The organism is Chitinophaga sp. 30R24 (genome assembly GCF_049056765.1).
Classification (GTDB): Bacteria; Bacteroidota; Bacteroidia; order Chitinophagales; family Chitinophagaceae; genus Chitinophaga.
Window position 1 is genome coordinate 64,288 of record NZ_JBJGXX010000008.1, and the last position, 14,057, is coordinate 78,344.

At 44.8% G+C, this 14,057-nt stretch carries 10 protein-coding genes; 5 read left to right on the top strand and 5 right to left on the bottom strand.

What is annotated here, in order from left to right; translation table 11 throughout:
• Nucleotides 1-96: 96 nt before the first annotated feature.
• Nucleotides 97-3,210, bottom strand: a complete 3,114-nt coding sequence (locus ACDQ55_RS16195; RefSeq protein WP_420982496.1) for a lantibiotic dehydratase — start codon at nucleotides 3,208-3,210, stop codon at nucleotides 97-99.
• Nucleotides 3,211-3,468: 258 nt separating this feature from the next.
• Here ACDQ55_RS16195 and ACDQ55_RS16200 point away from each other — a divergent pair, with 258 nt between their 5' ends.
• The 4 genes from ACDQ55_RS16200 to ACDQ55_RS16215 all read left to right on the top strand — a co-directional run bounded on the left by ACDQ55_RS16200 (nucleotide 3,469) and on the right by ACDQ55_RS16215 (nucleotide 5,968).
• Nucleotides 3,469-3,627, top strand: coding sequence for a hypothetical protein (locus ACDQ55_RS16200; protein WP_420982497.1), 159 nt, complete (start codon nucleotides 3,469-3,471; stop codon nucleotides 3,625-3,627).
• An 18-nt stretch (nucleotides 3,628-3,645) separates the two neighbouring features.
• A complete protein-coding gene (locus ACDQ55_RS16205) occupies nucleotides 3,646-3,822 on the top strand; it encodes a hypothetical protein (protein ID WP_420982498.1) in 177 nt (58 codons plus the stop codon).
• Nucleotides 3,823-3,981: 159 nt separating this feature from the next.
• Nucleotides 3,982-5,196, top strand: a complete 1,215-nt coding sequence (locus ACDQ55_RS16210) for a lanthionine synthetase C family protein (protein WP_420982499.1) — start codon at nucleotides 3,982-3,984, stop codon at nucleotides 5,194-5,196.
• A 145-nt stretch (nucleotides 5,197-5,341) separates the two neighbouring features.
• Nucleotides 5,342-5,968: a response regulator gene (locus tag ACDQ55_RS16215; protein WP_420982500.1), complete on the top strand. Its 627-nt coding sequence runs from the start codon at nucleotides 5,342-5,344 to the stop codon at nucleotides 5,966-5,968.
• 267 nt (nucleotides 5,969-6,235) lie between these two features.
• On the opposite strand, the gene ACDQ55_RS16220 is transcribed toward ACDQ55_RS16215, so the two are convergent.
• Genes ACDQ55_RS16220 through ACDQ55_RS16230 form a run of 3 tightly spaced genes read right to left on the bottom strand, consistent with a single transcriptional unit; the run spans nucleotide 6,236 to nucleotide 11,747 of the window.
• Complete coding sequence (locus ACDQ55_RS16220; protein ID WP_420982501.1) at nucleotides 6,236-7,567, bottom strand: TolC family protein; 1,332 nt, start codon at nucleotides 7,565-7,567, stop codon at nucleotides 6,236-6,238.
• On the bottom strand, nucleotides 7,564-10,668 hold the full coding sequence (locus ACDQ55_RS16225) for an efflux RND transporter permease subunit (protein WP_420982502.1): 3,105 nt from the start codon (nucleotides 10,666-10,668) through the stop codon (nucleotides 7,564-7,566). Before ACDQ55_RS16225 ends, ACDQ55_RS16220 begins: the two co-directional genes overlap by 4 nt.
• A 35-nt stretch (nucleotides 10,669-10,703) precedes the next feature.
• A complete protein-coding gene (locus ACDQ55_RS16230) occupies nucleotides 10,704-11,747 on the bottom strand; it encodes an efflux RND transporter periplasmic adaptor subunit (RefSeq protein WP_420982503.1) in 1,044 nt (347 codons plus the stop codon).
• 325 nt (nucleotides 11,748-12,072) lie between these two features.
• Between ACDQ55_RS16230 and ACDQ55_RS16235 the strand changes: the two genes are divergently transcribed.
• Nucleotides 12,073-12,861, top strand: a complete 789-nt coding sequence (locus ACDQ55_RS16235) for a helix-turn-helix domain-containing protein (RefSeq protein WP_420982504.1) — start codon at nucleotides 12,073-12,075, stop codon at nucleotides 12,859-12,861.
• 14 nt (nucleotides 12,862-12,875) lie between these two features.
• Here the strand turns inward: ACDQ55_RS16235 and ACDQ55_RS16240 are convergent, their stop codons facing one another.
• Complete coding sequence (locus ACDQ55_RS16240) at nucleotides 12,876-13,919, bottom strand: alpha/beta hydrolase (RefSeq protein WP_420982505.1); 1,044 nt, start codon at nucleotides 13,917-13,919, stop codon at nucleotides 12,876-12,878.
• Nucleotides 13,920-14,057: the final 138 nt, after the last annotated feature.

The window sequence follows — 14,057 nt, forward strand, 5'->3', positions numbered from 1 at the left end:
ATTACGAAAAAAGACATAATTATACAAGTCCAATGCGCTTATAGCGACTACTATACAAGCAGCAGTTTATCTATCTTTTATATATACACCAATTATTCAATTGTCCGATATGGTTCTGTCTGTCTGGTTATTTTGCCTTAATATAGCCATCCTGGATTCGTAATACCGGCTTAGGAAATGGTACATTACCAACTCATGCTTCCGTTGGTTAGACAATAGTAACCTATTCAAAAACATATGGATATAGCTGCCCAGTAGCTGATCTTTTTGAAAAGGCGGCTCCTTTGCTACCGCCTGCCGGATTCGGGCGGTGCGCTGTTCCAACAGGGCAACTCCCTCTTCAACACCGTTTTCCTTGTCTACCGCCGGATTTAAAATATTATATATCTGCCGAGTTTCCTGCCGGTATTTATCGTTCAATTGCACTAACAACGGCTTATCACCTCCAAACTCCTGAAAAAATCCCTGCTGCAGGTATTTTAAGTACTTAGCTTTCTCCTCCAGCGTATAATCAAAAGCGTCCAATAGGGAATCAATACCTCTGAGCCCCAGCATCCAACGATACGTTTCCCCGCTATCTTCATCCAATAGATTGATCAGATCTAACACGCATTCACTATCATAATAAAAGATATGCTCGCTTAGGGCCATTGTTGACAGGCCATACCGTTCCAATTCCCGTTCATAGGTATCTGTTTGTATACGATGTATCAGTGCGTTTCCTTCAAATTGCCCAACATTTTCATATAACTGTTCCAGCACCGTTTTCCAGAAATCCGGATGAACGCCCTGGTGAAACCTTACCCTTATATGATGTTCAGGATCTGTATAACGGATAAAAAACCAGTGGTCAATTACCTGCTCATCAATCCATCTCCGGGTTAGCGGCCGTATCACTGCCTTCAATACGTCTTCTGCACTGCGTGTACCGCAATATAATTTCACATATAACCATTCGCTGCCCGTGATAAATTGCCGTTGTGGTATCCGGTTTTCCGGAACGGGCTGCGCAGGCGAAGCCACTCTGGCAGCCATATGGCGCAGTGGTAATATCAATTCATTAGCGTGCTTGCCAGCAGGACCTTCTATCCAACAGCGGTCGGGGGTTTGCAAAAATTCCTGTAAAGTAAGTTGCTCCGACTTTTGCAGGGCATCCAACAGCAATTGTAAAGAGGCTTCATTGTCAAGGTCTATCAACAATTCATTATCTCCTTCTACGATCACCACATAACGAGGCAGCTTTCGTTGCCGACGAACAGCAGCAAAGGCGCTCCTATCCTTCAGCTGGGGGAAATCCTTTTTACGAAGCAGCCAGGTGCATTTACTAAGTATTATTTTACCAAACTTCACCCTGGGAAGGAAATCTTGCGGCGTTGGCAATTGCCAATGCCACGAAAACCCAGTGTTATACTCCTGGAACTGCAAATCACACAGGAAACGGTAAACAGGCAGCCCATTCCGGAAATTATGCGCTGTACTTAGCCTCGGTACAATTATCTTATTGAGTTTCGCAGATCGCAATACTACCCGTCCTTGCCGGACGCTTACCATGAGGTCTGTTACCGGTAGCTGGTATTCTGCCGGCGTATGACTGTTAGCCAGGTATACAATTTCGTAGGGTCGTAATCGTGGTCGCAGTAAAATATTTCCTGTTCTGGACTCTGGCAGGTGAACGATTTCCGCAAAGATCCGCTCCGGTGCTTGTGCTTCTTCTGCCCTTAGCATAGTTTGCACCTGCTGGTGCAAGCGCTCATCGCCATGACAGAACCGACCCAGCAGATTTGCCGCAGAAGGGCCACTACAGCCGCTCATATCAAACAGGTAATCCCCTTCGTCTATTGCCGTGGCGCTGCTACCCATCAATTTTCCCATTAGGTACATGCTGGCAGGCAACACAGGCGTATCCGGTTCTTTGAGTGCTTCCAGCTGTATTTCACTGATATTTATTTCCATCTCCTGAGCCTGTAAGCAGGCTTTCAACTGCTCTTGCTGAAAATCGAGCCACTTACTGCGAACAATAGTTTCATGTTTATTTTTTGGCGTTATCCGTAAATCATCCACCAGGGGTGCATGGTCTGAGCCTCCTGCCCGACCACCGTAGCCAATACCACTTTCCACATCCAGTGCCCAGGTTAACGGTATCTCCTGTTCTTCGTACCGGGCGTTAAAAGCGGTACAAAAATCTTGTAAATCATTACTGAAACCAGAACGGGCCAGCTTCAATAACTGCGCTGTTTGCGCAATGAGATCGTCTATTACCTGGCGGCTAATCTGATTACCGGTAGTCGCCAAAAAAAGATCTGTTTGCAGCAGGTCTTTACTACTGGTTTCCTGCAGCATCGATTTTACAATCTGGTGTATCCTGATATAGCTATCAATACCCGGCGTTTGTAATAAAGATTGGATTTGCCGCAGCAAAGCCACTATTTCCCCGCTGTGCTCCAATGCCGCGAGGCGGTCCACAAAATAGGTAAAGAACTCTTCACCGGTTACAGTAGGCTCAAGTTCACTCACCAATAATTGCTGCTGGATCAATTCTTCTACAAATACCCCTGCTTCTTCTACGGTAATATTTTCTGTTTCGCTGACAATACTATTACGTAGATCCATTAACGTGGCACCACCTGCCGCCCTCTCCAAAATAACCGTTAAATAAGCGCTGGCATTTACTGCAGTGAGATAATAGTTCCTGAATTTATTCTTAATATTATAAGCAGCATATCTGTAACGGTTACCTGATCTGTATATAGCATTATTAGGAAAAAAGGCCAATTGTTCCCTTATAGCAGGTATCGCTGTAATCGCTGCTGCCAGTTCTGCCACATAATTCATATCTAGCCGGCAATGCTGATAGTGTGCAGTAACGGGCTGTAATGCAATATGGGTATGCTGGCCAGGCGCGCCGGTAGCGCAGCCGGCAAAAAGACCATAAGGCGTGCACCTGCTGCTCATCCGCAGCAGATAGCGATACAAAGCGGCAGATAATTTATGAATATCTTTCTCTTGCAAGAATACCCCTTGCTGCCATTTTGATAATTCCTGGTACAGCTCCGGAGACGCTATATAAATAGCATTCTGCAAGCTGGCATCTTTAAAAATATTCTTCATGGCCGGCGCCATGGTTTGTGGCGTAAGCTGCTGCAGTTGGTCCGTAAAATCAACAGGCAATAGAGGTATCCTTACTACATAAAAATTTTCTGTGCTGATCATGGTTCATTCACGTCATTAAAAAATGAAGGTAATTTTTTACAGAGGGAATGAATATCCCGTAAAACAGGTAAAATATACGTTTAAACATCTACTTAAAAAATCACGTTTTTACGTGGTCTTTTCTATTTTTCTTTCTTCCTACTTTTATGCCAGGTCCTGCAATGAATGAAACCTGTTTTTATATTCTGACATCCTCAAATATACCGGTCAACTCTGTCTGCATTGAAAGATCTTTTTTAATCAACACAAACAATGGTTATGAGAAAAACAAATGAAAAAAAGCTTACCTTAAACAAGGTAAAAGTTGCCAAATTAAGCAGCAGTAAAGACAACATCGACATGAAAGCCCCAACCTATACAGGTTGCAGCCTTTTTGCCAAATGCCAACCTCCTATTTCAAAAGACACCTGTTTCTAATCATCAAAATTGTTCTTAATGAAAAAAACGGCTGAAAAAAAACTGAGCCTCGGTAAAATCAAAGTAGCTCATCTCGGTAAAAAGCATTTGGACAATGAGGCGTTCATCAACATATTGGGCAACTCAATTTCCATTAAGATTACATGTATGAGCCAGGGTAATACCCGCTGCAGTGAAGACGTTTGCCGGTTCTAAGATAAATTATATTGCTGTACAAAATAAACGGCAACAGTTTTCTATGAACAGACGTACACGGCGTATGTCTTTGTAATCATTCACAACTCGATATGCTGGCAAAACATGTACCTGTATGTACATGTTTTGCCATTTTTAATTCACAATGCGCATCAGCATATGAACGATAAAAAAACGGCCGTACAAGTCCTGCAACAGATCTGTAAAGAACTGGATCAGTTCACCTCCGAAAATAAATATGCCGGCTTACTGGGAGGCTACACCGGGAGCGCCTTATTTTACGCTTACTATTACCAGCTCACTAGCAATGAAATATACTTAGAGCGCACCTATCACATTGTGCAGAGAAGCTTACAAGCGTTATCTGAAGAGGGGCTTAACGGCTCTCACTGCAGCGGCATTGCAGGCATTGGCTGGACCTTGCTACACCTGGCCGAACTGGAACTCATCGCGCAAACAGACCTGGATGATGCCTTCGCGGAAGTAGACCAATTGCTGGCTGCCTTTATGGAAACAGAAATCCGTGAAGGTAGAACGGACTTCCTCCATCAGGGCCTAGGTGTAGCCTTGTATTTCCTGCACCGCTTACCAGCTCCTATCGCCCAAACACAATTAGCGCAGCTGGTGCAACAACTGGCTTCGCAATCGTTTCCGCTTACTACCGGTATTGCCTGGAAAGATCATTTCTCCAGCATAAGCCAGGAAGCACCTACCCACCACTTGTTCAACCTCGGATTAGCACATGGCGTACCTTCCATCATTGCCATACTGGCACGCATATATGAAAATGGTATTGCCAGAACAACCGTATCGCCATTAATAACACAAAGCATTGATTGGCTGTGGAGTACCAGGAAAGCATCATCCGCACCAGACAACTCCTTATTTCCGGTCATTGTAGATGAACTGGGAATAAATGCTGGCCAGGCACAAAGCCGGTTAGGCTGGTGCTATGGCGATCTGGGTATTGCCACTATGTTATGGGGTGTAGGGGAACGTTTGTCGCAAGCAGCCTACAAAGCATATGCACATGATATATTCCGCCACATCGCACAGCACCGCAACCGTAGAAACGGGGCTGTACATGACGCCTGCTTATGCCATGGCAGCGCAGGCATTGCACACATCCTGCAACAGGCAGCCATCCATACCAACGACGTATTACTGCAGCAAAGTGCAGATGAATGGTGGCACATTACCCTTCAAATGAATACCTGGACAGATGGCCCTGCAGGCTATAAATTCTACTCCCATCCGGAATATATAGCGAGTTATAATATGCTCGAAGGCATTACAGGGATTGGGCTCGCACTGATCAGCTTCCTGGAGGAAGAGATTAAACCAGCCTGGAATGCTTCCATGCTTATCTACTAAATGATCATTGCGATGATTACTCCCTTGTTTTTTTATTATATTACAGGACTAAAGTAAATAAACGCCCGATTTTTATTACATCAGATAAACCCGATATGGTCGTGCCAACGAATTGCATACCTGTAATACAACAAACCTGAAAACCATGATCCGATTATTTTTTGTAGACGATCATCCATTGATACTGGAAGGATTGAAATCGCTATTAAGCCTGGAAGATAATTTGGAGATAATAGGCGAATCCCGTACTGGCGCCTCCTGCCTCCATGTACTTGCCCACCATGCAGTAGATGTAGTATTATTGGATACCGCCCTGCCAGATAATAATGGTGCCAATTTATGCGCTACTATCAAACAACTGTATCCTCATATTAAAATACTAGCGCTCAGCTATAGCAAAAACGACCTAAACATATCTCCTATGCTGGCACACGGAGCAGCTGGCTGCCTGATCAAAAACGCCGACAAAGAAGAACTGTTAGCCGCTATCGAAACTGTATATGCCGGACATACTTTTCTCTCTTCAGCACTGGAAACAGTATCCGTTAAAAATGATAAGCCACAACCGCATATCACCAAAAGGGAAAAGGAAGTATTATCACTCATTGCCAACGGACATACCAATCATGAAATTGCTGAAAAACTATTTATCAGTACAGACACGGTAGATAGTCATCGCCGCAACCTACTTGGAAAACTAAAAGCCCGTAATACAGCCATGTTGATCAAATGCGCCTTCACCAACAAGATACTTACAGAATTCAGTCATTAAATCCGCTTACAAAAAATGAGGAGGTATCAAAAGTAATTTGAAGTAAACGAGATTTATCTCCATCAGGTACCCGAATAAAATCAGGTAAAAATTACTTTTGATGCTGCCTCATTATTCTTCAACAAGGTTGACGCCTGTTAAATATCTGTAGTACATTTTAAGGGGCAAATATGTCCACAACTAGAATTGCTTGCTAACTGGTTAGGTTGTTGGGCAGACTGGTTTTACGTGATGCTGCAGGAAAGCATAGAACTAATGGTTACGCACTTACTTTTCTGTGAGGTATTTCATATCAGACAATGACAACCGGTAGTTGAGCTGTGCAGCATAAAGATCCGCTGCTGCCTGTGCCAGCGAAGCTTTGGCATTCAGTATATCGGATGCGATGTTTAACCCCGCCGCCTTTTTATCTTCTTCTACTTTCAGTGCTTCCTTTCGATATTGATAGGCTTTTTGTGCCACTGCTACCAAACGCAATGCCTGATTGATTTTCCGGCAGACTGCTGCGATATCTTTATTCACGCTTTCAGTAGCTAATGCTACTGAAAGCGCTGCCTCCTGCTCCGCTAAATTACGCTGGTTCAACACCTGCTTATTGCTGAACAATTGTTGGATATTCCAGATAAACAGCACACCTGCATACGGGTTACTTTCCGGGAATACGACATTTCCTTTTAGATACGAATATCCAGCCACTATGCCAACATCCGGTCGATAGCTCTGTTTAGCCGCCTTGATACCTAATTCACTTTTTGCATGCGTTAATACCGCCATCTGGATATCCGCGTTGTTGGCCGCAGCCATCGACTGCAATTCAGCTATATCCTTTATATTAACAGGCGGTGCTTCATCTGCCTCCAACGGACGAACATCTGCACTGTCTACCTGTACCAGGTACCTAAAATCTGCCAGGTAATCTTCTTCCTGTATCTGTAACTTGAGCAGGTGCTGTTGCTCATCGGCCAGGTTAGCTTTCAGCCCCGCTTCATTCACTTCAATTGTTTTACCGGATAACAGCGCGCTTTGCACATCATATAACTTAATCGCGGCCAGGGCTATTTTTGCCTGTTCTTCTTCTTCTTGCTTCCGGGTGATCAATATGCCATAAAATACTGATTCTACCGACTTCCGGATCTGAATAGCCGCCTTATTCCTTTCCTGCCTGGAGATAGCTACCTCCGTACGCGATAACTGTATGCCTGTTTTTATTTTGGAGAGTTGGGTAATGGGTTGATAGATACCAGCGCCAGCAAGAAAAGTACTATGATTACCCAAATTGATATCCAACGTTTTATCAGGCAGTGGAACATTACCGGTGGGTAAAGGCAACACCCCCAACGATCCCTGGGGAATAGAGAGCTCGGCAATATTTGCATTATAAAGATAAGCGCTATTGATAGCAAACGATGGATAGGCCCTGATCCTATCTTCCCTTACTTTAGCTTCTTTTTCTGTTACCTGCAATGATTTTATTTTCAGCTGCCGGTTGTTGGCCAGCGCCGTATCTATCGCCTGATCCAGGCTAAATACCGGTTGCTGGGCATAGAGGTAATTACCACCCCACCACAACGCCCATAACAGGAATATCCTCGCTTTCATAGTGTATGTTGTTGAGGGTTAGCCAATGGTGTTTTCTCTCTGGGTGGTTTCATCCACATAGTATACAGCACGGGTACTGTAAGCAATGCCATCAGCATGCTCCATATCACCCCCACAGCAATTACACTGGCCAAAGGACTCCACATCGGAGAACCAGACAGGATCATAGGAAGTACTCCTATAGCAGCCGCCATAGCAGTTAGGAAAATCGGCCGCAAACGCCGTTTCCCTGATTCCAATGCAGCTGTTTTACAATCCATGCCATGGAGCCTAATCAGTTCATTGGTATGGTCTAATAGTATAATGGCATTGCGCACTACAATGCCGGATAAGCTAATCAATCCTACAAATGCAGTAAAGCTGAAATTATTGCCGGTAATAAACAATCCCAGCATAGCGCCAAAAAGACTCAGCGGGATCGTTAACATCACTATTACCACTTCCTTCAGGTTCCGGAACTGTACCAACAGCACCAGAAAAATAGCTACCAGGCTGATGCCCAATACCTGTATCATTTGCCCGAATGTTTCTTCCTGGTTAGCATATTCTCCCCCATATTCAATATAATAGCCTACTGGCAAGGGAATTTTAGCAATATCGGGCCGTATGGCAGCTAATAGTTCAGAGGGCAGGGTACCCGTGCTGGTTTCGCTTTGCACAGTAAGGGTACGCACTCCGTTGCGCCTTACAATATTTCCTGGATACCACTGCGGGCTGAGAGTAGCCAACTGTCTTAACGGTACAGTAGCTTCAGTTACCGGCGATTGTACATAAGTATTAATGAGATCGTTAGTAGACCGCCGCTTCTGCTCATCTAACCTCAATACAATGTCTACTGGTTCATTTCCTTCATACATAGTAGAAACGGGGGCGCCGGCAAAGCCGGTATAAATTGACTGGGAAATGCTGGTTGTTGTAAACCCTAACCTGCTGGCATCTTCATTTAGTTGTATACTTATGCCATAGTAGGCCTCCTTATAATCGTTGCGCACCAGCTTACTGCCGGGTTTTTTCTTTATAATTGCTTCCACCCTGGCAGCAATTTCCTCCAACCGCTGAATATTATCACCAATGATACGTACTTCTACCGGCGACTTGAGGGGTTGTCCTTGTTGCATTAACTTTACCTGCACTGTGCCTTCTGGGACTAGTGTGTCCACTATTTTGTACAGGTCTGCATACAGCGCATTGGTGGTAGCTTCATTAGTGGTATTCACTAATATTTGCGCATAGTTAGGTACTGGCACCTCAGGGGAGAAATTATAATAGAAACGGGGAGCGCTGGCGCCAATAAAGGTGGCGAAAGAGACTACCCGTTTATCGGCCTGGATTACGGCCTGCGCTTTCAGGATGGCGTTTTTTGTTTTTTCGAGACGGGCGCCGGTAGGCATCCACAATTCCACTACCAATTGATTCCTTTCTGCCGCTGGAAAAAACTGTTCCCTGATCCCTTTGAAATATAATAATCCTGCCAGCAGGATAGTGCAAAGGCTACCGGTTACAGTGAGCACAGGATGGGCTACGCACCATTTCAGGGTCACGTCGTAGCGTTGCTGCATGCGGTCGAGCAGCGACCGTTTGGGCGTAGGGCTATCTGAATGGCCATTCTGACGATGCAAACCCTGATGGATAAACGTATAACACAACATAGGCGTAAGCACCATCGCCACTAAAAAAGAAGAGCCGAGGGCAATAGCCACGGTGAGTGGCAATGCTTTGATGAACTCCCCTACCGCCCCGGTCAGGAAGATCATGGGCATAAAAGAAGCGATGATGGTAATAGTAGCCGTCAGTACTGGTATCACCAGATCGCTGGCGCTGCGCCAGGCGGCCGTCCACCGGTCTGTTCCTTCATCGAGCAGCTCTACGTAATTGTCGGCTATCACAATGGCATCATCCACAACCATTCCCAATACTACGATCAACGCGGCCAAAGACACCTGGTGCAATTCTATGCCAAAGGTATGCATGAGGGCAAAGGTGATGGAAACCGTCATAGGAATTGCCATTGCAGCTACCATAGCAATGCGGAAAGGCAATAGCAATATAATCACCACAATTACCGAAATAATGGCCAGGAAAAACTCCCGTATAAAGTGCGATACATTTAGATCCACCATCCTCGGCTGGTTCACAATGGTGGCGATCTTCACATCTGCCGGCAATAGCGCCTGTACCTGCCGTACCTTCTCCTGTACAGCGGCGCCGTATTTCACAATATTATTTCCTTCCAGCATCTGAATGGCCAGCATCATCGCCTTATTGCCGTTCACCGTGGTAATAGACGTAGGGTCTTCATAAGACCGGGTTAAGGTGGCCACATCTCCCAAATGAACGATCTCCCCTGTTTGGGAAGTGCCTACTATCTGATTAGCGATTTCATTTTCGGAAGTATAATAGCCTTCCGTATAAAGTGGCGCCTTATTGTAGCCTGTTTTTAAATCCCCCGTAGCGCTGATATTATTTTGGCTCTGTAATATCTTCATCACCTGCCCGATGCTGATCCCGTACTGAGATAACTTCTCAGAGTTGGAGCTCACAGTGATCTGCTCTTTTTGTTCGCCTATCCGTTTAAGCTTAGACGTAGCCGGCAGGGTACGGATCGCATCTTCCAATTTGCGGACGTAATCTTTCATTTGCAAATAACTGGCATTATTGCTCATAACACCGATTACCAGCGCTTCCGTATCGCCGAAGTCTGAATCCACGATGGGGCCTTGTACGCCTTTGGGCAGGTCCATTTCCTTTGCTATCAATAGCTGGTGCCTTAGTTTGTTCCAGAAAATATCCGGCTCCTTTACATGTTCTCCTAATTCTACGTTGACTACCACCATGCCATCGCTGGAAGTAGAATAAGTTTTGGCCTTGTTGATCTCTGCGTACTGGAACAGGTATTGTTCCAGCTTTCTGGTAACCTGGTCTTCTACCTGTTCGGAGTTAGCGCCAGGAAAATAGGCGATGATCAGCCCCTGGCGCACTGTTATCCTGGGATCTTCCCGCCGGGGCATCGTGAGCAATGAATTTACGCCCAGCGCAAATAGCAGGAAAAGTACAGAAAGCGTAACCTGTTTATATTTTAAAGACGCTTGTACAAAGTTCATCTTACAATATGTTAAGTTCGTTGAATGCTACCCTTCTATTTATTTTCCGTGATGGGAGCGCCGTCGGTAAGTTTGTTCTGCCCAGCGGTAACAATAATTTCACCAGGATTGAGTCCTGAAAGTATTTCGATATAATTATCTGTAAACTGTCCGATACTTACCTTACGGACGTACGCCCTCTTCTTATCCAAGTCGGCCACATATACGATGTTCTGGTTATTCAGATTTTTCAAGACTGCTTCTGTTGGCACAGTCAGTAAGGTCCGGTCGCCGCCAGGATCTATTTTCACCTCTGCAATCATACCTGGCCTGATAAGCAATTGAGGGTTAGGAATCTGTATCTTCACGGTAAAAGCCCGTGAAGTAGGATCTGCCGCTGATCCTACCTCTATAATTTTTCCGTTGAAGGAATTGTTAACAGAGGAAATATATACGCTGGCCTCCTGTCCGATCCGTATCTTATGTAGTTCATTTTCGGGGATATAAGCGTTTACTTTTACAGTACTGATATCAGACAATACAAATACAGGCGTTCCCGTACCTACTATCTCTCCTACCTCTGCATTTTTGCGAAGCAATACGCCGGTGATAGGGGAATATAAACGGGTATCCGCCAGATTTTTAGTTTGTAGTTTTTGCTGGGCTTCCGCCTGTTCCAGTGTATGCGTGATTTTTGCAAAATCGCTTTCACTGAGGCTTTGGCGGTCGTGCATGATCTTCAATCTAGCATATTCATCTTTAGCCTGGTTAAGTTGTGCCTGCGCCATATCCCTGGCGATACTGTAGTTGGTAGGTTCGAGGCTGGATAACAGTATTCCTTTGGCAACCTGTTGCCCTTCGCTGGCGGCGATATAGTTTATTTTCCCCGCTACCTGGAATCCCAAACGTACCGTTTTATCCCCTTCAATGTTGCCACTAATGGATATTTGATCCTCCACCATTCTCTTTTCGATCTTCATGGTTATCACCGGCACGGGCTCACTATCTTCCGGTGCGCTGTTGCCATGTTTATGGTTACAGGCGCTTATACCTGCCACCGTTGCCACAAAAAGATAAATGTGCAATTGTTTCATCATCATTAGGTGTATTTTTCCGGAGGGAAGACCTACAGAACGATCAATCCGGATATTCCTCGTGAAAGCATCTACCATAAACACAACTAACTAAACAACCAGCTATCTGTTTAGTTCAATCCGGGCCTGATATCGGGGTATGATTACAGCGTATTTGTTTTTTGCAAACTAACGTAGCTGGCTATATGACAGGGGAGGTTGCATATACTAATAATACTAACCCATCTAACTTAATCACATACAAACAAGATAATATATATACAAGTGTACTTTTTTAAGGTAAATTACATTGCCGGCTACGGTTTAGCCAGCAACGCAAAAGTCTCTTGTCATGGAAAAGGTAGGATTCATTCCCATTCAACCTGCTGCCATGGAGCAGCTTCACAGCAGAGAGCTGGATGATTTCATAAAAATTGCCTTCATTGCTGCTGGCGGAAGCATCAGTATCGATTGCAAAAAATTTGAACCGCAGCAGGATGCTCTTTTTTTTATCAATGCAGGACTGTCCCATCAATTCAATAGCAGCTGCAACGGTAATATCATCTTCTACAACCCACATTTTTACCCTCAGGACATATATGACCACCCTCCATTTGAACACCCTATATTTCTTCCGGAAGGAATTTCACCCGGCATACAAACGATTTTTCTGGAAATACAATCGGAACTGGAACACAAAGGGCCGGCCATGGAAGGCATGTTATATGCACTTATAAAACAGCTGACCATAAAATGCATCAGGATAGCGCAGGAAACCTATTTGTGCGTTAACCAACCCGCTAACAAATACACTGAGTTCTGGAAAAAATTCAACCAACTGGTGGATATACATTACACACATTACCACACGGTAGCGGAATACGCTGAACTACTGCACATCTCTGCTAAATCGCTCAATAAATGCATGACTAAATACTTCAACGCTACCCCCAATCAAATCATTAAAAACAGAATTTTACTTGAAGCCAAGCAGTTGCTTTCATATACTCTACTAAGCGTAAAAGAAATAGGATATAAACTCGGGTACGAGGATATATCCTATTTCATACGTTTCTTTTCAAAACATGTGGACGTTTCACCGCAAAAATTCAGATTGCAGCGCAGAAACCCCTATTTATAGGGTCGCTGCTATTATTATTTCAAAGCCTTCTTTAATGCTGCTGCAGACAGCATGATACATGCGCGGGTACCAGGCACAGTAGCCAGGGCATTTAACATCCCCCAGTCATGGATCATGCCGTTATACCGCACTGAAACTACCTTTACGCCAGCCTGATCCATCTTCCTTGCGTATGCTTCTCCCTCATCGCGCAGCACGTCATTTTCTGCCACTTCTACCAATGCAGGAGGAAGCCCTTTCAGTTGTTCAATGCTGGCTTGCAGCGGGGAAGCATATATTTCTTTACGTTTATTTGCGTCTGGAGCATAATTGTTCCAAAACCATATCATCATATTCCGGGTAAGAAACCTTTTTTCAGCATACTGATGGTAAGAGCCTGTTTCAAAGTTTGCGTCAGTAACGGGCCAAAAAAGGACCTGTAACTTTATATGCGGGCCTTTTTTGTCTTTTGCCATCAATGCAACTACAGCCGCCATATTACCGCCCACGCTATTTCCCACTACTGCGAGATCTTTTCCATTTACACCGATTTCATTACCGTGGGCAGCTACCCATTTGGTAGCGGCATATGCCTGGTTAATCGCTACGGGGTAGCGGGCTTCCGGCGAAGGCGTATAGTTTACAAAAACTGCCGCCAATCCGGATTCCACCACCAAGTCGCGGACCAGCCGTTCATGGGTAGGAAAATCGCCTAATACCCATCCGCCGCCATGAAAAAACATGAATACCGGTAAAACGCCTTTCTCATTAGCAGGCTTCACAATATTCAGTTTAATCGTCATACCATCTTCGCTGATAGTTTTCTCTGTAACGGTAATACCTGATAAATCCACTTTTACGGAAGATTGCGCATTTACCAGAACAGCCCTTGCATCGGCTGGAGAAAGCTGTTCAATTGGTTTGCCATTTCCTGAATTAAGCGCTTTCAAAAAGGCTTGCACCTGTTTATCGATATGTGGATCATTGGAAGGATCGGTTACCTGTGCCTGCACGGCCACGGTGATCACCAGTAAGCAAAACAAGCCTGCTATTTTACGTAAAATGAATTGTGCTTTCATTATGTTGCATTTATAGCATGATTACTGTAATTCGTTGACAGCTCAAATGTAGTCTCCCCCACGAAAACGACCAATGCACCTTTTTCGTCTTCAACAGGATTTTTTTCCCTGGTAGGGGCGGCTCAGGCATAAAAAAGC